Source organism: Pseudomonas sp. lyk4-TYG-107 (genome assembly GCF_030209055.1).
In the GTDB taxonomy this organism is placed as follows: Bacteria; Pseudomonadota; Gammaproteobacteria; order Pseudomonadales; family Pseudomonadaceae; genus Aquipseudomonas; species Aquipseudomonas putida_A.
Window position 1 is genome coordinate 92,478 of record NZ_JARVST010000020.1, and the last position, 18,678, is coordinate 111,155.

The 18,678-nt window shown below is 60.6% G+C and carries 17 protein-coding genes; 4 read left to right on the top strand and 13 right to left on the bottom strand.

All coding sequences use genetic code 11. The features are described from left to right. The first annotated feature begins 296 nt into the window (after positions 1-296). On the top strand, positions 297-1,316 hold the full coding sequence (locus tag QRN61_RS18285; protein WP_027612081.1) for an alpha/beta fold hydrolase: 1,020 nt from the start codon (positions 297-299) through the stop codon (positions 1,314-1,316). A 177-nt stretch (positions 1,317-1,493) separates the two neighbouring features. On the opposite strand, the gene QRN61_RS18290 is transcribed toward QRN61_RS18285, so the two are convergent. The 11 genes from QRN61_RS18290 to QRN61_RS18340 form a co-directional block, all read right to left on the bottom strand. Next, positions 1,494-1,823, bottom strand: coding sequence for a GlpM family protein (locus QRN61_RS18290; RefSeq protein ID WP_178083237.1), 330 nt, complete (start codon positions 1,821-1,823; stop codon positions 1,494-1,496). An 8-nt stretch (positions 1,824-1,831) separates the two neighbouring features. Beyond that, positions 1,832-3,160 (bottom strand): two-component response regulator AauR, encoded by a 1,329-nt coding sequence (aauR, locus tag QRN61_RS18295; protein ID WP_027612079.1) that lies wholly within the window; start codon positions 3,158-3,160, stop codon positions 1,832-1,834. Continuing rightward, the gene (gene aauS / locus QRN61_RS18300) at positions 3,157-5,058 is read right to left on the bottom strand and encodes a two-component sensor histidine kinase AauS (RefSeq protein ID WP_285374433.1); all 1,902 of its coding nucleotides are present in this window, start codon (positions 5,056-5,058) and stop codon (positions 3,157-3,159) included. Before aauS ends, aauR begins: the two co-directional genes overlap by 4 nt. A gap of 167 nt (positions 5,059-5,225) precedes the next feature. Beyond that, a complete protein-coding gene (locus QRN61_RS18305; protein ID WP_007963947.1) occupies positions 5,226-5,960 on the bottom strand; it encodes an amino acid ABC transporter ATP-binding protein in 735 nt (244 codons plus the stop codon). After that, positions 5,957-6,628 (bottom strand): amino acid ABC transporter permease, encoded by a 672-nt coding sequence (locus QRN61_RS18310; RefSeq protein WP_007963949.1) that lies wholly within the window; start codon positions 6,626-6,628, stop codon positions 5,957-5,959. Before QRN61_RS18310 ends, QRN61_RS18305 begins: the two co-directional genes overlap by 4 nt. After that, entirely contained in the window at positions 6,628-7,374 is a 747-nt protein-coding gene (locus QRN61_RS18315) for an amino acid ABC transporter permease (RefSeq protein WP_027612077.1), read from the bottom strand. Before QRN61_RS18315 ends, QRN61_RS18310 begins: the two co-directional genes overlap by 1 nt. Positions 7,375-7,564: 190 nt before the next feature. After that, positions 7,565-8,491 carry a glutamate/aspartate ABC transporter substrate-binding protein gene (locus QRN61_RS18320; protein ID WP_027612076.1) on the bottom strand — a complete coding sequence of 309 codons (927 nt, stop codon included), beginning with the start codon at positions 8,489-8,491 and terminating at the stop codon, positions 7,565-7,567. A 397-nt stretch (positions 8,492-8,888) separates the two neighbouring features. After that, on the bottom strand, positions 8,889-10,424 hold the full coding sequence (gene glpD, locus QRN61_RS18325; protein WP_097086058.1) for a glycerol-3-phosphate dehydrogenase: 1,536 nt from the start codon (positions 10,422-10,424) through the stop codon (positions 8,889-8,891). Positions 10,425-10,747: 323 nt separating this feature from the next. After that, the gene (locus QRN61_RS18330) at positions 10,748-11,503 is read right to left on the bottom strand and encodes a DeoR/GlpR family transcriptional regulator (RefSeq protein ID WP_007916700.1); all 756 of its coding nucleotides are present in this window, start codon (positions 11,501-11,503) and stop codon (positions 10,748-10,750) included. A gap of 95 nt (positions 11,504-11,598) precedes the next feature. Continuing rightward, complete coding sequence (gene glpK, locus QRN61_RS18335) at positions 11,599-13,101, bottom strand: glycerol kinase GlpK (protein WP_095136946.1); 1,503 nt, start codon at positions 13,099-13,101, stop codon at positions 11,599-11,601. 78 nt (positions 13,102-13,179) lie between these two features. Then, entirely contained in the window at positions 13,180-14,031 is an 852-nt protein-coding gene (locus QRN61_RS18340; RefSeq protein WP_027612073.1) for an MIP/aquaporin family protein, read from the bottom strand. A gap of 362 nt (positions 14,032-14,393) precedes the next feature. Between QRN61_RS18340 and ybaK the strand changes: the two genes are divergently transcribed. Together ybaK and QRN61_RS18350 are read left to right on the top strand one after the other, a co-directional pair. Next, positions 14,394-14,864, top strand: a complete 471-nt coding sequence (gene ybaK / locus QRN61_RS18345) for a Cys-tRNA(Pro) deacylase (protein WP_003227741.1) — start codon at positions 14,394-14,396, stop codon at positions 14,862-14,864. A 95-nt stretch (positions 14,865-14,959) separates the two neighbouring features. Continuing rightward, positions 14,960-15,742 (top strand): PhzF family phenazine biosynthesis protein, encoded by a 783-nt coding sequence (locus QRN61_RS18350; protein ID WP_027612072.1) that lies wholly within the window; start codon positions 14,960-14,962, stop codon positions 15,740-15,742. Between the two features lie 121 nt (positions 15,743-15,863). Here QRN61_RS18350 and QRN61_RS18355 read toward each other — a convergent pair whose 3' ends face one another. Further along, positions 15,864-16,973 (bottom strand): ABC transporter ATP-binding protein, encoded by a 1,110-nt coding sequence (locus QRN61_RS18355; RefSeq protein ID WP_285374438.1) that lies wholly within the window; start codon positions 16,971-16,973, stop codon positions 15,864-15,866. Continuing rightward, entirely contained in the window at positions 16,970-17,890 is a 921-nt protein-coding gene (gene argF / locus QRN61_RS18360) for an ornithine carbamoyltransferase (RefSeq protein WP_047296204.1), read from the bottom strand. The genes QRN61_RS18355 and argF overlap by 4 nt, the downstream gene beginning before the upstream one ends. 404 nt (positions 17,891-18,294) lie before the next feature. On the opposite strand from argF, the gene plzR reads away from it, so the two are divergent. Beyond that, positions 18,295-18,585: a PlzR type 4 pili assembly inhibitor gene (gene plzR / locus QRN61_RS18365; protein ID WP_027612069.1), complete on the top strand. Its 291-nt coding sequence runs from the start codon at positions 18,295-18,297 to the stop codon at positions 18,583-18,585. Positions 18,586-18,678 lie beyond the last annotated feature (93 nt).

Below are 18,678 nucleotides of genomic sequence, written 5' to 3' on the forward strand. Positions count from 1 at the left end.
GGCATGCAGACCGGGTAATCCCGGCCTTCATGCCTATTAGAGGCGCGCTCTCACAGCCCCATGCGGTACATGGTTATCGCTGGATAGTGGTTTTGTTTCAGAGGATGTACAGACGGCTCCGGCCTGATTCGTTGCCTTCATCGCGCTGGCGTGGAAGATCGTGTCGGACGTCGGAACGCTGTGCAGGATGACCGCTCGGCAATCTTCATCAAACTGTCACGCAACTGTGGCAGCGCGCTTGAACAAACTTCATCAGACTCGCGCTCTACTGGGGTTCTGCGTTTCGGTGTTTCTTCATGCGTTTATTTTTTCTGTTGGCCGCGCTGTTATTCGGCCTGCCGTCGATGGCGGCTTCGCGTTGCGACGTCAATGTACCGACTGAACGGGTCGATCTGGCACAGGTGAGCCTGGCGTACCAGAGCATCGGCCGTGCCTCGGATCCGGCGCTGTTGCTGGTCATGGGCCTGGGTGGTCAGTTGATCCATTGGCCGGACGAAGTGGTGGTTGCGCTGTGTCAGCAGGGCTTTCGGGTGATCCGCTACGACAACCGCGATGTCGGCCTGTCGACCTGGCGGCAGGCCCCGGTCGAGGCCAACCTGACCTTTGAAGTGCTGCGCTACAAACTCGGCTTGCCGGTGTCGGCGCCCTATTCGCTGACGGACATGGCCGACGATGCGCTGGGCTTGATGGACGCGTTGCACATCGACCAGTTTCACGTACTGGGCGCGAGCATGGGCGGAATGATCGCCCAGCATCTGGCGGCGATGGCACCGCAGCGGGTAGAGAGTCTGACGCTGATCATGACCAGTTCCGGCGCCGAAGGTTTGCCGGCGCCCAGTGCGGCGCTCGTGCAATTGCTGGCGCGGCGTGGTGCGCCGAATCGCGAGGTGGCGCTGGAGCAGCAGGCCGATCTGCTGGCGGCGCTCGGTAGCCCGGCGGTCACCGATGACCGGCAAGCGTTGCTGCATCAGGCGGCGGTAGCCTACGACCGGGCGTTCAACCCTGAAGGTGTGAAACGGCAGATCATGGCGATACTTGCCGAGCCGAGCCGGGTGGCCTTGCTCAATCAACTGCGGGTGCCGACCCTGGTGGTGCACGGCACGGCCGATCCGCTGTTGCCGGTGATGCACGGCGTGCATCTGGCGGCGCACATTCGTGGCAGTCAGTTGAAGCTGATTCCGGGGCTGGCTCATCGCTTTCAGGAGGCGTTCAAGGCGCCCTTGCTGGCGGCGGTTTTGCCGTATTTGCAAGAGCACCGTGAAGACACCTCGCACTGGGCGCAGATCGAGCCGGTGGCAAGCGGCAACCTGCTGTAGCTGAGGTTTTGGCGGTGTTGATTCGGGCCTCTTCGCGAGCAAGCCCGCTCCCACAAGGGGAGCGCATTTCAAATGTGGGAGCGGGCTTGCTCGCGAAGGGGCCATCACTGTCACTCAAAGAGTAGGCAGGTGTATCCGGGGCGAGCCGGCAGATCCTGAGTGAAGCCAAGGCTGTGATCAGCTGTGCAGGCGCACCCAGACCGTGACCAGCACGGTCGCCGCGATCAGCCACGCGACCACCGCCACCGCCAGTGAAGCCTCCAGGCGCATGCGGTCAACCATCACGTACAGCGTCGCCAGATAGATGAAGTACGGAATGATCGACCACATGCCGAACACAATCGTCGCCTTCAGATCGTCGATCGAACGACCTTTGCCGACGATGTAGTGGGCGATCAGGGCGAAGGTCGGAAACAGCGGCACCAGTCCGGCGATGTAATAGTTTTTGGTCTTCGACAGCGCGGCGAGGATCAGCACCACCGCCGCGCCGAGTGCCGCTTTGAGTATCAGATCCATCAGTGGCTCAACCCGTACTTTTTCACTTTGTCGAACAGCGTGGTCTTGGCCATGCCCAGTTCTTGACTGGCCTGGGTCAGGTTGCCGCCACTGCGTTGCAAGGCGTCATTGAGCAGGTTGCGCTCGAAGGCTTCCACCGCTTCGGCGAACGCCAGCCCCTGACCGCCGCTGCTGGCGCCGGACTTCTTGAACGCCGGCAGGCCGAGGGCAAAGCGCTCGGCGACGTTACGCAACTCACGCACGTTGCCCGGCCAGTCGTGGCTCATCAGGTTCGACAGGGTCTGGTTGTCCAGCTCCGGCAACACCCGGTCGAAACGCAGCGCCGACTGCTGGGTGAAGTGTTCGAACAGTTGCAGGATATCTTCACGGCGCTCGCGCAGCGGTGGCAGTTCCAGCGTCACCACGTTGAGGCGGTAGTACAAGTCGCTGCGAAACTCGCCGGCCTTGCTCGCTTCGTCGAGGTCGGATTTGGTTGCGGCAATCACCCGGCAATCCACCGCCACGCTCTGGTTCGAACCGAGGCGTTCGAGGGTGCGTTCCTGCAACACCCGCAGCAGTTTGATCTGCAACGGCAGGGGCATGCTTTCCACTTCATCGAGGAACAGCGTGCCGCCGTCGGCATGCTCGATCTTGCCGATGCGCCGTTTGCCGGCACCGGTGAAGGCGTTGGCCTCATGACCGAAGATCTCGCTTTCGAAGAGGTTTTCCGGCAGGCCGCCGCAGTTCAGCGCGACGAACTGCTTGGCATGCCGACGACTGAAGTCGTGCAGGCAGCGGGCGACCAATTCCTTGCCGGTGCCGGTCTCGCCTTCGATCAGCACGTTGGCCGAGGTGTCGGCGACGTTGGCGATCAGTTCGCGCAGGTTCTGCATGGCTGGCGAGCGCCCGATGATCCGGCCTTCGAGGGAGTCGCGTTCGGCCAGTTGCCGACGCAGCGAAGACACTTCCCGGGCGAGGCTGCGTTGTTCCAGTGCGCGACGAGCGACGTCCACCAGGCGCTCCGGCGAGAACGGTTTCTCCATGAAATCGTAGGCGCCTTTCTGCATCGCGCCGACCGCCATGGAGATGTCGCCATGACCGGTGATCAGCACCACCGGCAAACTGCGGTCGCGCGCCTTGAGGCGGGTCAGCAGTTCCAGGCCATCGATGCCGGGCAGGCGAATGTCGCTGATGACGATCCCGGCAAAGTTGTCGCCGACCCGCTCCAGCGCTTCTTCGGCACTGCCGACGCCGATGCAGGGAATGTCTTCCAGGGTCAGCGCCTGCTGGCAGCCGAGCAGCACATGGGGGTCGTCTTCGACGATCAGCACACTAAGGTCGTGGTTCATATTGGCTCGGCAGGAGTAGGGCTTACCAACGGTAAACTGAGGACGAAGGTGGTGCCACCGCTGGCCGGGTGTTCGACACCCAGATGCCCGCCGGTGGCGGCCGCGAGGCTGGCGGAAAGGGTCAGGCCGAGGCCCAGACCCTGTTCGCCGGGTTTGGTGGTGAAGAACGGCTCGAACAGATGCTTGCGTGCTTCGGCATCGACGCCGTGGCCGTTGTCGCGCACCCGCAGGCGATATTTGCCGTTGAACTCTTCGCCTTCCAGCCACAGCTGCGGTGAAGGTTGCGTCTGCATGGCGTCGAGGGCGTTGCCGATCAGGTTGACCAGAATCTGTTCGAGGCGGGTCTGGTCGATCTGCACCTGTACGTCGCTGAACTGCCGGTGCAGTTGCAGCGCCATGCCCTCGACCCGCGCGCCGAGCAGTTGCAGGGCCGCGTCCACCGCTTTGCCGAGACTGGCCTGGCCTTCATTGTCGCCGCGCCGGGCGAACGAGCGCAGGCTGGCGGTGATCCGGCCCATGCGGTCGATCAGGTCGTTGATGGTCTTGAGGTTGGTGCTGGCGACGTCGAGCTGGCCGCGCTCCAGAAAGCGAATGGTGTTGCCGGACAAGGTGCGCATCGCCGCCAGCGGCTGGTTCAGTTCGTGGGCGATGCTGGTCGACATCTGGCCGATGGCCGCGAGTTTGCCGGCCTGCACCAGTTCGTCCTGAGCGCGACGCAGGGTCTCTTCTGCCTGGCGTCGCTCGCGGATCTGGCTCTTGAGCCGTTCGTTGCTGGCGCGCAGGTCGCCGGTGCGTTCGGTAATCCGACGCTCCAGTTGATTGTTGGCTTCCTGCAAGGCTTCGCGGGCGGCGAGGCGCGTGGCGATGACCTTGCGCCGCTCGTTCCAGGCGATCAGCAGGAACGCCACCAGGGCGAAGGCCACCGCCACCAGGATTCCCTGATTGATCGCTTCACGACGCAAGTCCTGCAACGGCGTGAGCAGGGTGAAATTCCATGGCGTGTCGCTCAGCGGCCGGGTCTGCGCCAGATAGCTGATGCTGTCGTCATCGGCGCTCAGTTCGCTGTTGGCCGGGAAGGTCAGTTTCTCCACACCGTCGGCCAGGGTTTCGCGGGCCAGCGGTTGCAGTTCGTTGAGCGGGAACCAGTAATACTGCAGGCTGCGCGCGAGCTTCTCTTTGGTTTCATCGCTCAGCGGGACCACCGATTTCAGGCGCCGCGCCGGATCGCTGGAAAGAATGATGATGCCGTTCTCGTCGCTGACGAAGGCTTCCAGGCGGGCGCGTTGCCAGCGCTCTTCCAGCGCTTCGAGGCGCACCTTGACCACGGCGACGCCGATGATCTTGCCGTGTTCTTCCAGACCGTGGGCGAGGTAATAACCGGGTTCGCCGCTGGTGCTGCCGATGCCGTAGAAACGTCCGGGTTCGCCGCGCACGGCGTTCTGGAAATAGGCGCGAAAGGACAGGTCTTCGCCGAGGTAACTGTCGACGTCGCGCCAGTTGCTGGTGGCCATCACGCGGCCGGTAGTGTCCATCACGTAGATAGCCCGACTGCGGCTGCGCCGGTTCAGGCCTTCAAGGTAAGCATTGACCGTTTGCCGGTGTTCCGGAGTCGGGTCGGCGAGCAGTTGCGGGACACTGGTTTCCAGTTCCAGCAGGCTGGGCAGGTAGGTGTATTTGCTGATCTCGCTTTCGACCGTGCGCGCGTGCAGTTCGAGCTGACGCTGGCCGTTTTCGCTGAGGCTGCGGATGCCGAAATGTTCACTGGTCCAGAAGCCGATGTAACCCAGTCCGATCATCAGGATGATGATCAGCGGCGGCAGGAACAGATGGCGAATCAGACGGGGCTTCACGGCAAGTGATGGCGGCGCTGCGCGATAGAGATTGGGGTCGCATTTCATCACAGTTGCCTTGGGTCAACCACCACACAGATCTCTGGATCGTCATTGATCCAATGTGGGAGCGGGCTTGCTCGCGAAAGCGGCAGGTCAGTCAACGATGCTGTTGAAAGTGCCGGCCTCTTCGCGAGCAAGCCCGCTCCCTCAGTTGGGGAGCGGTGTGTGGTTTTTTAGTGCTGCAGGATTTTCTCGAGGAAGTGCTGCGCGCGTTCGGAGCGGGCGCTGATGTCGCCGAAGAACTCCTCTTTAGGGCAGTCTTCGATGATCTTGCCGGCGTCCATGAAGATCACCCGGTCAGCCACTTTGCGCGCGAAGCCCATTTCGTGGGTCACGCACATCATGGTCATGCCTTCGTGGGCCAGTTGCACCATTACGTCGAGCACTTCGTTGACCATTTCCGGGTCGAGCGCCGAGGTCGGTTCGTCGAACAGCATGACGATCGGGTCCATGGCCAGCGCGCGGGCAATCGCCACACGCTGCTGCTGACCGCCGGACAGTTGCCCCGGGTGCTTGTGGGCGTGTGCCGACAGACCGACGCGTTCCAGCAGTTGCAGACCTTTCTTGGTCGCCTCTTCCTTGCTGCGGCCCAGCACCTTGATCTGCGCGATGGTCAGGTTTTCGGTGATGGTCAGGTGCGGGAACAGCTCGAAATGCTGGAACACCATGCCGACGCGCGAACGCAGTTTCGGCAGGTTGGTCTTGGAGTCGGCAATCGAGGTGCCGTCTACGACGATGTCGCCTTTCTGGAATGGCTCCAGTGCGTTGACGCACTTGATCAGGGTCGACTTGCCCGAGCCCGACGGGCCGCAGACCACGATCACTTCGCCTTTCTTGACCTCGGTGCTGCAATCAGTCAGCACCTGGAAGTCGCCATACCACTTGTTGATGTTCTTGATGGAGATCATACGGCAAACCTTTTTTGCAGACGCTTGACCAGCAGCGAGGCGGAAAAGCTGATGATGAAGTAGACGACACCGGCAAAGATCAGGAACTCGTTGGAACGACCGATGATGTCGCCGCTGGAGCGGGCGGAGTTGAGGAAGTCCACCAGGCCCACGGTGTAGACCAGCGAGGTGTCCTGGAACAGGATGATCGACTGTTGCAGCAGCAACGGGGTCATCTTGCGGAACGCCTGGGGCAGGATGATCAGACGCATGGTCTGGCCATAGGTCATGCCCATCGCCTGGGCCGCGGCCATCTGGCCTTTGGGGATCGACTGCACGCCAGCCCGGACGATCTCACAGAAGTACGCGGCTTCGAACATCATGAAAGCCACGACGCAGGAGGTGAACGCGCCGATCGGGGTGTCTTCGCCGGTGATCCAGCGCAGCACGAACGGCACCGCCAGGTAGAACCAGGTGATCACCAGCAGCAGCGGGATCGAGCGGAAGTAGTTCACGTAGGCGCCGGCAACGCGCGACAGCAGTTTGCTGGACGACAGGCGCATCAGTGCGAGGATCGTCCCCAGCACGATGCCGCCGATCACGCCCATGACCATCAGTTGCAAGGTCATGACCATGCCGTTCCACAGGCCCGGGATCGCGGGGATGATGCCGCTGAAATCGAAGTCCATTATTTACCCCCCACGGAGATCAGGCCGGGCACTGCGACTTTCTTCTCGACCATGCGCATCAGCAACATCAGGCTCATGTTCAGGGTGAAGTAGATCAGCGTGGCCAGGGTGAAGGCTTCAAACAGGTTGGCCGAGAACTCGGCGGTCTGTTTGGTTTGCGCCAGCAGTTCCATCAGGCCGATCAAGGACGCCACGGAGGAGTTCTTGAACACGTTGAGGAATTCCGAGGTCAGCGGCGGAATGATGATGCGGTAGGCCTGGGGCAGCAGCACGTTCCAATAGATCTGCGGCAGCTTGAAACCCATGGCGCGGGCGGCGGATTCCTGGCCGCGTGGCAACGCCTGGATGCCGGTGCGCACTTGCTCGCAGACCCGGGCGGCGGTGAACAGGCCCAGGCACACGACGACGCTCAGGTAGGCCGAGGTGGTCGGGTTCAGATCCTGCTTGTACCAGTCCTGCAGGTTCTGCGGCAGCAGATCGGGCACCAGGAAGTACCAGATGAACAGCTGCACCAGCAGCGGCACGTTGCGAAACAGTTCGACGTAGCAGGTCGCGATGCCCGATACGAGGCGGTTCGGCACCGTGCGCATGACCCCCAGAATGGAGCCCAGCAGCAAGGCGATGATCCATGCCACGATGGCGATGGCAATGGTCCAGCCCAGGCCGGCGATGTACCAGTCGAGATAAGTCTCGCTGCCTACGCCGGTGGACTTGAAGAACACGCCCCAGTCCCAGTTGTAATTCATTAGGGTCTCCCCTCGAAATCGATCGATGTACAAGCACCCGCTTGGGGAAGATCCTTTCCCGTCCGACGTTGAACGCCGGGCACACGCGATCGGCTCGAAAACCGCCAGGTCGAGTGTTCCACTGTAAAACCAGCAGGTAACAGACGCCTGAGGGAGGGTGGCTCCCTCAGGGGATAAGGTTAGTCAGGAATCAGATTTTTACGTCAGGCGCCGGCTTGTCGCTCGGGTTGGCGATCAGTTCCTTGACCTTGTCGCTCATCGGGAAGTTGAGGTTCAGGCCCTTTGGCGGAATCGCGGTTTCGAACCACTTCTTGTAGATCTCGTTGATCTTGCCGGATTTGTACAGGCCGACGATGGCGTCATCCACAGCCTTCTTGAAGGCCGGGTCGTCTTTGCGAACCATGCACGCGTAGGCTTCGAACGATTGCGGAGTACCGGTGATGACCCAGTCGTCCGGCTTCTTGGCCTTGGCTTCTTCGCCGGCCAGCAGGGCGTCGTCCATCATGAAGGCAACGGCGCGGCCGCTTTCCAGCATGTTGAAGGATTCACCGTGGTCCTTGGCGGAGATGATGTTCATGCCCATCTGCTTGTCGGCGTTCATCGCTTTGATGATGCGCTCGGACGTGGTGCCGGCGGTGGTCACGACGTTTTTGCCTTTGAGGTCGGCAAAGTCTTTGTAGGACGGGTTGCCATCCTTGTCTTTCTTGACCAGCAGGCGGGTGCCGATTTCGAAGATGTTGACGGTGAAGTCGACTTGCTGGGCGCGTTCGGCGTTATTGGTGGTGGAACCGCACTCGATATCCGCGGTGCCGTTCTGGATCAGCGGGATACGGGTTTGCGAGGTCACCAGGTTGTATTTGACCTGCAGGTCTGGCTTGTTCAGGTCTTTTTTCAGGGCTTCAACGATGGCCACTTGAATGTCGTGGGAGTAGCCCACTGGCTTGCCGGAAGCATCCGCGATGTAGGAAAACGGAATGGAACTGTCGCGGTGAGCGAGGGTGATGGTGCCGGAATCGTTGATTTTCTTCAGGGTGCCGGTGAGTTCGGCGGCGAAAACTGGCGTGCTGATCAGAGCGGCCGCAATGGCTGCGCCCAGGATATGGGGAACGATGCGCATCAAATTTTCCTCGAATTGTTTTTTTTATGGAGCCAGTTCGTCGGCCCTTTTGTGCTTCGAATGCCTGACGGCTCCTGAAGTGTTGGCACGGCAGGCATTCGTCGAGAGAGTGTAGAGCATGAGTCGTGCCAGAGCAGTCGATAGTGGCTAATGGCTTGATTTATAAGGTGATTAAAGTTTTGTGTCGGTGTTTTTCGATGAAACTGATCCGGTTATCCGAATCGACCGGGAGGTCGCGTTCGGAAATCCGAACGCTCTGTTATCGGTTGTTTTCGGCAACCCGACCTCTGTGGCGAGGGAGCAAGCTCCCTCGCCACAGGTTCAGCGTCCGGCGCGGATAAACAAAAAAGCCCCTGAATCTCTCAATTCAGGGGCTTTCGTTTAAGCGATGTTCAAATCACGCCGCTTCAGTCTTTCGGTTCTGCTCGACCTTGCCCAGGTAGGCCGCCAGTTTCTCTTGCTCGGCCGGGGTAGTGAACAGGCCCAGTTTGCTGCGACGCCACAGGATGTCGTGCGCCGTGGTGGCCCATTCTTCGCTGCACAGGTAATCGACCTCGCGAGTGTAGAGCCCGCCACCAATGTGTTCGCCCATGTCGGCGAGGGTTTCCACGCCTTCGAGCATGCGCCAGGTGCGGCTGCCGTAGGTGGTGGCCCAGCGGCGGGCGATCTCGGTCGGGACGAAGTCGAACTTGTCGCGGATCTGCGCGCTCAAGGCTTGCGGGGTGGTCATGTCTTCGCCGCCGGGCAGGGTCGCGGTGGCGGTCCAGCTCGGGCGCATCTGGGTGAAGTACGGCATCAACTGGGCCATCGCTGACTCGGCGAGTTTGCGATAGGTGGTCAGTTTGCCGCCGAACACCGACAGCAGCGGTGCCTCTTCGCCACCGCCAGACAATGCCAGGGTGTAATCGCGGGTCACGGCGGACGGGTTGTCGGATTCGTCGTTGCACAGTGGACGCACGCCCGAGTAGCTGTGCTGAATGTCGTCGCGGCTGATCTGCTTTTTGAAGTGAGCGTTGACCACTTTCAGCAGGTAATCGGTTTCGCCGTCGGTGATTGCCACTTTCGCCGGATCGCCGGTGTATTCGCGGTCGGTGGTGCCGATCAGGGTGAAGTGATTCAAATACGGAATGGTGAAGACGATGCGCTGATCTTCGTTTTGCAGAATGTGCGCGTGATCGCCTTCATACAGCTTCGGCACGATGATATGGCTGCCCTGAATCAGGCGGATGCCGTACGGCGATTCCATTTTCAGGTCGTCACGGATGAACTTGGCGACCCACGGGCCGGCGGCGTTCACCAGTGCTTTGGCGGTGATCGAAAACAGGCTGCCGTCAGCGCGTTCCAGATTCAGGTGCCACAGGCCTTTGGCACGGCGGGCGCTGACGCAACGGGTCTGGGTGTGCACATGGGCACCTTTTTCCCGAGCGGCCATGGCATTCAGAACGACGAGGCGGGCGTCATCGACCCAGCAATCGGAGTATTCGAAGCCTTTGGTGATTTCGCTTTTCAAAGCGCTGTCGGCACCGAACTTCAGGCTTTTCGAACCTGGCAGCTTTTCACGCTTGCCGAGGTTGTCATAAAGGAACAGGCCGGCGCGGATCATCCACGCCGGGCGCAGGTGCGGACGGTGCGGCAGCACGAAACGCATCGGTTTGACGATGTGCGGCGCCTTGGCCAGCAGCACTTCGCGCTCGGCCAGCGCTTCACGCACCAGACGGAATTCGTAATGTTCGAGGTAGCGCAGGCCACCGTGGATCAGCTTGCTGCTGGCCGACGAGGTGTGGCTGGCCAGGTCATCCTTTTCGCAAAGGAACACAGAGAGACCGCGACCGGCGGCATCCGCTGCGATCCCCACGCCATTGATCCCGCCGCCAATCACGGCAACGTCGTAGATCTCGGAGATAGGGGGCGTACGCAAGGTAGATGTGGACATCGGCTGGCCTCGGGCTCTTTTGATTTTCTGTCTTGGAAATCGAACATAAATGTTCATTTGCGAAAATGGTAGCCCATAAAGACGCGCGCAGCCAGTCGCGTTCGATTGAAAAAACTCATCGAAGGGCGGCTAAAAGAAAATTTTCGAACATTATTGAGTCGAGGGATGCTTTTTGTGGCGAGGGGATTCATCCCCGATGGGCCGCGTAGCGGCCCCTCAATCAACTACCGTGGAGTCTCAGGCACACCGCATTGGGTGGTTTTAGGACTGCTTCGCAGCCCATCGGGGATAAATCCCCTCGCCACAGGGGATGTTGAACGGATTTAAACGACTTCCAGACGAATCTTGTGCTGGCTCAGCAGTTGCGCCAGTGCCGGCACCGGCTGCTGATCGGTCACCAGGCAGTCGATCAGGCTGATCGGACCCAATCGAATCATCGCATTGCGCCCGAACTTGCTCGAGTCCGCCGCCAGAATCACCTGCCGCGCATTGGCAATGATCGCCTGCGACACGCGCACTTCCTGATAATCGAAGTCGAGCAGGCTGCCGTCTTCGTCGATGCCGCTGATACCCACCAGTGCGAAATCGACCTTGAACTGGTTGATGAAGTCCACGCTCGCCTGACCCACCACACCGCCGTCACGGCGCACGTTGCCGCCGGTCAGCAGCACATCGAAATCATCCTTGGCACTGAGCATCGAGGCGACGTGCAGGTTGTTGGTGATGATCTTCAGATGGTTGTGATTGAGCAGGGCGCGGGCAATGGATTCGGTGGTGGTGCCGATGTTGATGAACAGCGAGGCGTGATCGGGGATCTGCGCGGCGATGGCTTCGCCAATGCGTTGTTTTTCGTCGCGCATCTGGTCGGCGCGCATCGCATAGGCGGTGTTTTCGACGCTGGAATCATAGGCCGCGCCGCCATGGTAGCGGCGCAACAGATTGGCTTCCGCGAGCTGATTGATATCGCGGCGGATGGTTTGCGGGGTAACAACGAACAGCGTAGCCATTTCCTCGATGCTCACATAGCCGCGTTCGCGGACCAGCTCGAGGATTTGCTGCTGACGGGGAGGCAGATTCATGGGGCTTCCTTTGGGCTGCCGTGCAAAATTTGCCCATGATGCCGCAGGAATCCGCTCCCGACCAGTTAGTTGCCTATCAGTCTCTGAAGGTTGGCTTATTCAGCGTCTTCACGCGCCCAGTCACGGGTGCGGCTGACGGCTTTTTTCCAGCCTTTGTACAGTTTCTCTTTCTCGACTTCTTCCAGGCTCGGTTCGAACTCACGCTCGATCACGGCCTTGCCGCGCAGTTCGTCGAGGCTGCCCCAGAAACCGCACGCCAGACCGGCCAGATACGCCGCCCCGAGTGCAGTGGTTTCGCGCATTTGCGGACGCTCGACCTGGGTGCCGAGGATGTCGGCCTGGAACTGCATGAGGAAGTTGTTCGCGACCGCGCCGCCGTCCACACGCAGGGCCTTGAGGCGTTCGCCGGAGTCCTGTTGCATGGCGTCGAGTACGTCGCGGGTCTGGTAGGCGATCGATTCCAGCGCGGCGCGGATGATGTGATCCACGCGCACGCCGCGCGTCAGACCGAACAGTGCACCGCGGGCATATGGGTCCCAGTACGGAGCGCCCAGACCGGTGAAGGCCGGTACCAGGTACACACCGTTGCTGTCCTTCACTTTATTGGCGAAGTATTCGGTGTCGTGAGCGTCGTTGACGATCTTCAGTTCATCGCGCAGCCACTGCACGGTCGAACCGCCGTTGAACACCGCGCCTTCCAGGGCGTAAGCCACTTCGCCACGCGGGCCGCAAGCGATGGTGGTGAGCATGCCGTGTTGCGATTTCACCGCTTTGTCGCCGGTGTTCATCAGCAGGAAGCAGCCGGTGCCGTAGGTGTTTTTCGCCTGGCCCGGCTCGACGCACATCTGGCCGAACAGTGCCGCTTGCTGGTCACCGGCGATACCGCCGATGGCGATGCCGCTCTTGGTGCGACCGTAGATTTCCGAAGAGGCTTTGACTTCCGGGAGCATTTCGCGCGGGATATCGAGGATCTCCAGCATCTTCGAATCCCACTCCAGCGAATGGATGTTGAAGAGCATGGTGCGCGAGGCGTTGGTGTAGTCGGTGACGTGTACCTTGCCGCCGGTGAATTTCCAGATCAGCCAGCTATCGACGGTGCCGAACAGCAGTTCGCCGTTGCGCGCACGCTCGCGGCTGCCTTCGACGTTGTCGAGGATCCACTTCAGCTTGGTGCCGGAGAAGTACGGGTCGGTGACCAGACCGGTGTTGTCGCGGATGTACTCTTCGTGGCCATCGCGCTTGAGCTGCTGGCAGATCTCGGTGCTGCGGCGGCACTGCCAGACGATGGCGTTGTACACCGGACGACCGGTGGTTTTGTCCCAGACCACGGTGGTTTCACGCTGGTTGGTGATACCGATGGCGGCCACCTGATCGTGATGCAGACCGGCCTGGGCCAGTGCTTCGACCATCACCGCGCTCTGGGTGGCGAAGATTTCCATTGGATCGTGTTCGACCCAGCCGGCTTGCGGGTAATGCTGGGCGAATTCGCGCTGGGCGGTGCAGACCACGTTCGCATCGCGGTCGAAAATGATCGCGCGGGAGCTGGTCGTACCCTGATCGAGGGCAATGATGTAGTTCTTATTCTGAATGTCGGTCATGTCGATTGCCTTGGACGAAATAAGGGAGAGTGGTCCGTGGCGCGGGCTCTAAAAGGGCAGGAGCCCGCGCCGACTGTTTCAAGAAGTTCTTGGTTTGCCGTCAATGGCCGGTTCTGCATCCTTTGTAGCAGGTGTAGCGCCGGTCAGGTGGCGGGCGATGAGCCCGCGATACCCGGCAGCGCCGAGGCAGGCACCGACAATCGGTGCAAAAATCGGAATCAGGAAGTACGGAATATCGCGGCCGCCAGTGAAGGAAATTTCACCCCAGCCGGCGAAGAAAGTCATCAGTTTCGGACCGAAGTCACGCGCCGGGTTCATCGCAAAACCGGTCAGCGGGCCCATCGAGCTGCCGATTACGGCAATCAGCAAACCGATCAGCAGCGGAGCCATCGGGCCTTTCGGCAGACCGTTGTTGTCATCGGTCAGGGCCATGATCACGCCCATCAGGATCGCGGTGATGATCATCTCGACCAGGAATGCCTGAGCGGTGGACAGTACCGGATTGGGGAAGGTCGAGAACACCGAGGCCAACTCAAGGCTGGCAGCGGTGCCACGCACCATGTGGTGAGTTTGTTCGTAATCGAAGAATAGATTGCTGTACAGCGTGTACACCAACAGCGCACCGCAGAACGCGCCGGCGATCTGCGACAGGATATAGAACGGCAGTTTGCGCTTTTCAAAGTCGGCAAAAATGCTCAGGGCGATACTCACGGCGGGGTTCAGATGCGCGCCGGAAACCCCGGCGGTCAAGTAGATCGCCATGCTCACGCCGACGCCCCAGATGATGCTGATTTCCCACAGGCCGAAGCTGGCGCCCGCGACTTTGAGCGCGGCGACACAGCCAGTGCCGAAAAAGATCAGAAGTGCAGTCCCCAGAAACTCGGCCAGGCATTGGCCGGAAAGCGATGGTTGCTGTAAAGCAGTTGTCATTGAAAACCTCGATTTTTGTTGTTGTCTGGCGCGTTTGCCGTCAGGGCAAGGCGCGATTTTCCCCGGGGCAGGATCCCCATCCTGTTCCCGGTTTACTGCTGGGTGCTGCGGTGATGATAATTCTTACATTATTCAGATTCGAAAAAATATAGACAAGAAACAAACCTGTCAAAGGTCGAAAGTGAACCATCGGTCACAATTAAACTATCAGCCTGCTGAATGATCCTGCGGAAGGTGGCGGCGATAGTCCGGCGATTCGCCTGCAACGCCCGGAAAACGGGGCTCGCGCTAGAGCCTTTTGCGAGATGATGGCCTAGAATCCGGCGCAGGATTTTTCTGTTGATGCCGAGCCTGGAGCTGCCATGACCCCTGCGTTGGACTTGTTGAAAAAAGTTCGTGCCGAACATCGCGTGCACAGTTACGAACATGACCCCAAGGCCGCGTCCTATGGGCTGGAGGCCGCCGAGAAACTGGCGCTGGAGCCGGCGCAGGTGTTCAAGACGCTGCTCGCTGCCAGCGAAAAAGGTGAATTGCTGGTGGCGGTGGTGCCGGTCGTCGGAAGTCTTGATCTCAAAGGTCTGGCACACGCGGCGGGCGTCAAGAAAGTCGAAATGGCTGACCCGGCTGCGGCGCAGCGTTCCACCGGTTACCTGTTGGGCGGCATCAGTCCGCTGGGGCAGAAGAAGCGTCTGCGCACCTTCATCGATAACTCGGCCCAAGGCTTTGCGACTATTTATGTCAGTGCTGGCCGACGTGGCCTGGAAGTCGAATTGGCGCCGGCGGTTCTGGCTGAACACACGCAAGCCAAATTTGCCGACATCGGTCGTGCATGAACTTGCGTTCTGTATGAAGAAAATTGCCCGGTTCTGTCACTGGCGCTGAGCGCAGCGTGGCTGCATGCTCTGCCGACTCACTCAGGGAGAAGGTTATGCAGCTCGAATTTCATCAGGTTGATGCGTTCAGTGATCGGCCGTTCAGTGGCAACCCGGCGATGGTGTATCGGCTCGATGCATGGCTCGCGGACGATTTGATGCAGAAGATCGCTGCCGAACACAATCTGGCAGAAACCGCGTTCGTGGTGCGCGAAGGCGCGGCGTGGCACATCCGCTGGTTCACCCCGACCACCGAGGTGCCGCTGTGCGGGCATGCCACACTGGCCAGCGCCTATGTGTTGTTCGAGGTCTACAAGGAAAATGCCGAACGACTGGACTTCATCTGCAAGTCCGGGCCGCTTAGCGTCAGCCGCGAGGGCGATCGCCTGTGGCTGGACTTCCCGTCGATTGTGCCGTCAGAAATTGGCGTGACGCTGGATGTCGAGCGTGCGCTGGGCGTCGAGGCGGTGGATGTGCTCGGTTCCAATGAATTGTTTGTGGTGCTGGAGTCGGAGCAGGCAGTGCTCGACTGCACGCCGGACATGATTGCACTGGCAAAACTGCCGTGGCTCGGCGCCATCGTGACCGCGCGCGGCAATCAGCACGATTTCGTCTCGCGCTACTTCGCCCCGGCGATCGGCATCAATGAAGATCCGGTCACTGGATCGACGCATTGCAGCCTGATTCCGTACTGGTCGAAACGTCTGGGGAAGTCCAGTCTGACCGCGTGCCAGCGTTCGGCGCGGGGCGGGGAGTTGTTCTGTCGGCTGGAGGGGGAGCGGGTGAAGATCGGCGGGAATGCGACGCTGGTGGCCAGCGGCACACTGATCCTGGGTTGAACCCAAAACCAAATGTGGGAGCGGGCTTGCTCGCGAATGCGGGGTGTCAGACGACCTCTTCGTTGACTGACACAGCGCATTCGCGAGCAAGCCCGCTCCCACAGTTTTGATCCGGGGCGGATCAGAGGGCGGCGCTGTAGCGGCGGACGCCGTTTTCCACCGCCGGGATTTGTGCCGCGGTACTGCCGCTGGCCTGGAACAGGACGAGGTGTTCGGCGGCGACGCGAATCCCCACATCCGCCCCCACCTGATGGTCGGCATGGCTCGGGAAGATCGATTCCAGCTGCGCACCGGTCGGCAGTTGCAGGCGATACAGGGTCGAGGCACCCAGGAACGTCTTGCCGACGATCCGCGCTTTCAACCCGCTGTCCGGCGCATAAACGATGTCATCCGGACGCAGCAATACATCCACCGCACCGCCCACCGGCCAGGTGTAGGCGCGGTTGCCGCGCAGTTCGCCGAGTTCGGTCTGCACCGATTCCGGGCTGCCGAGCTGGCCGCGGATGAAATAACCCTGACCGATGAAGCTGGCGACAAACGGCGTCGCCGGCTCATGGTAAAGGTTGTAGGGCGTATCCCATTGCTCCAGGCGACCTTCCTTGAATACACCAACATGATCGCTGACGGCGAAGGCTTCTTCCTGATCGTGAGTCACCAGAATCGCGCTGGTGCCACGGGTCTTGAGGATGTCGCGCACTTCGTGGCTGAGCTTGCGCCGCAGCTCGCCATCGAGGTTGGAGAACGGCTCGTCGAGCAGCAGCAGTTGCGGCTCCGGCGCCAGGGCGCGGGCGAGGGCGACGCGTTGCTGCTGGCCGCCGGAGAGCTCGTGCGGGAAGCGTTTGCCGAGGTTCTTCAGGTTGACCAGTTCCAGCAGCTCCTCGGTGACGCGCTCCTTGTTCGGGTGCTTGCGGATACCGAAGGCGATGTTGTCTGCAACACTCAGGTGCGGGAACAGCGCGTAATCCTGGAACACCATGCCGATCCGGCGTTTCTCCGGCGCCAGGGTGAAACCGGCGCTGGAAATGGTTTCACCTCCCAGGGTGATTTCCCCTTCATGCACCGGTTCAAAACCGGCAATCGCGCGCAGGGTGGTGGTCTTGCCGCAGCCGGACGAGCCGAGCAGGCAGCCGATGTCACCGGCGTTGAGGTGCAGATTGAGGTTCTGCACCACGCGTTGATCTTGATAGCCGCAAGCGAGGTTGCGCAGATTCAGCAGTAATTCATGGCTCATGCGTGGTGATATGCCGGTTCGACGAGGAACTCGAGCAGGGCCTTCTGTGCGTGGAGACGGTTTTCTGCCTGATCCCAAGCGACAGAGCGCGGGTCATCAAGCAGGTCGAGGCTGATTTCTTCACCGCGGTGCGCCGGCAGGCAGTGCATGAACAGCACATCTTCGGCCGCCAGATCGAGCAGGGCGCGGGTCACCTGAAACGGAGCGAACAACTTCAGGCGCTTGGCAGTTTCCTCTTCCTGACCCATCGAAGTCCAGACATCGGTGCTCACCAGATGCGCACCGCGCACGGCATCCTGCGGATCACGGACGATGGTCACGCGATCGCCGGCGCGGGCGACAAATTCCGGATTAGGCTCGTAGCCCTGCGGGCAGGCAACGCGCAACTGGAAGTCGAACTGGATCGCCGCTTCTATATAGCTGTTGCACATGTTGTTGCCGTCGCCGATCCAGGCCACGGTCTTGCCCTGGATCGAGCCACGGTGCTCAAGGAAGGTCTGCATGTCGGCCAGCAACTGGCACGGGTGCAGGTCATCGGACAGGCCGTTGATCACCGGCACGCGCGAGTTGGCGGCGAATTCGGTCAGGGTGCTGTGGGCAAAGGTACGGATCATCACCGCGTCGAGCATGCTCGACATGACGATGGCGCAGTCGCCGATCGGCTCGCCACGGCCCAGCTGGGTGTCACGCGGCGACAGGAAGATCGCCTGGCCGCCGAGCTGGATCATGCCGGCCTCGAAGGAGATCCGGGTACGGGTCGAGGATTTCTCGAAGATCATCCCCAGGACGCGGTTTTTCAGGGGCTCGAACAGTACGCCGCGGTTACGCAGGTCCTTGAGCTCAACGCCTCGACGGATCACGCTGACCAGCTCTTCGGGCGTGCAATCCATCAGGGAGAGAAAGTGCCTTGCGCTCATCATTGACTACCTTTTTGCTACAGACCGCAGATGCTCAAAGCCTTGTTTAACGGAACAACGGGCGAGACCTGCGGCGTAAGCCGCACGGGGCGACGAAATAGGGGAAGGCGCGATATTGACACTAAATGTCGCGTTACGCCAATAGGCTACGGTTTTTGCGGGATTCGGAGAGCGCACTGGATGTTGCAGCCGCGCATTTGAAGCCGGGTTCAGGACAGCCGCGAGCCTCTTTGTACACCGGCCTCGCCGGGCTTGGCAATGCGCCGTGGCGGGGATCAGGTCGACCAGGTCGGTTTACGAGCGTGGCACCACGCCATCACTTGGTCGGATGCTCAGACTGAAACATTTGCTAAAGCAAAGTGCTGGGTTATAAATAAGTTTCGAGCGACGCAGGAAGCCTCCGCATGGAATCGAAAGAAAAACTGTTAATGGAACTGCTGGGCCACACGGCTCGCTCACTGACCCATCTCACCGCGTCGGTCACTTCAATGTCCTTCGAACTGCTGCGTAGCGAGGACGAAGTGGTCAAGACCGCCGGCCGCCACATGATCGATCGCATGGCGACCATCAGTGCCGGGCTCGACGAGCACTGGCGGTTGATCGGCGAACTCACCGGCGTGCACGTCGCCCACGAGCAGATCGAAACCATTCAGGAAATTCAGTTGGCCGCGCCGCCGCAGCTGCCGTCGAACTGAGCATGGCGGTTAATCGGCTCGCCTGATAACCGTCGATTCACAAGACGAACGTCGCTGGCGCAGGATCTGCGCCGGGGCCATAGTTTTGTTCCC

Excerpts from the sequence above, each read along its gene's own strand:
- QRN61_RS18340 (WP_027612073.1), bottom strand. The coding sequence starts at position 14,031 with ATGACAACTGCTTTACAGCAACCATCGCTTTCCGGCCAATGCCTGGCC.
- QRN61_RS18330 (WP_007916700.1), bottom strand. The coding sequence starts at position 11,503 with ATGAATCTGCCTCCCCGTCAGCAGCAAATCCTCGAGCTGGTCCGCGAA.
- argF (WP_047296204.1), bottom strand. The coding sequence starts at position 17,890 with ATGAGCGCAAGGCACTTTCTCTCCCTGATGGATTGCACGCCCGAAGAG.
- QRN61_RS18285 (WP_027612081.1), top strand. The coding sequence starts at position 297 with ATGCGTTTATTTTTTCTGTTGGCCGCGCTGTTATTCGGCCTGCCGTCG.
- aauS (WP_285374433.1), bottom strand. The coding sequence starts at position 5,058 with ATGAAATGCGACCCCAATCTCTATCGCGCAGCGCCGCCATCACTTGCC.
- aauR (WP_027612079.1), bottom strand. The coding sequence starts at position 3,160 with ATGAACCACGACCTTAGTGTGCTGATCGTCGAAGACGACCCCCATGTG.
- QRN61_RS18305 (WP_007963947.1), bottom strand. The coding sequence starts at position 5,960 with ATGATCTCCATCAAGAACATCAACAAGTGGTATGGCGACTTCCAGGTG.
- plzR (WP_027612069.1), top strand. The coding sequence starts at position 18,295 with ATGGAATCGAAAGAAAAACTGTTAATGGAACTGCTGGGCCACACGGCT.
- glpK (WP_095136946.1), bottom strand. The coding sequence starts at position 13,101 with ATGACCGACATTCAGAATAAGAACTACATCATTGCCCTCGATCAGGGT.
- QRN61_RS18310 (WP_007963949.1), bottom strand. The coding sequence starts at position 6,628 with ATGGACTTCGATTTCAGCGGCATCATCCCCGCGATCCCGGGCCTGTGG.
- ybaK (WP_003227741.1), top strand. The coding sequence starts at position 14,394 with ATGACCCCTGCGTTGGACTTGTTGAAAAAAGTTCGTGCCGAACATCGC.
- QRN61_RS18350 (WP_027612072.1), top strand. The coding sequence starts at position 14,960 with ATGCAGCTCGAATTTCATCAGGTTGATGCGTTCAGTGATCGGCCGTTC.
- QRN61_RS18355 (WP_285374438.1), bottom strand. The coding sequence starts at position 16,973 with ATGAGCCATGAATTACTGCTGAATCTGCGCAACCTCGCTTGCGGCTAT.
- glpD (WP_097086058.1), bottom strand. The coding sequence starts at position 10,424 with ATGTCCACATCTACCTTGCGTACGCCCCCTATCTCCGAGATCTACGAC.
- QRN61_RS18320 (WP_027612076.1), bottom strand. The coding sequence starts at position 8,491 with ATGCGCATCGTTCCCCATATCCTGGGCGCAGCCATTGCGGCCGCTCTG.
- QRN61_RS18315 (WP_027612077.1), bottom strand. The coding sequence starts at position 7,374 with ATGAATTACAACTGGGACTGGGGCGTGTTCTTCAAGTCCACCGGCGTA.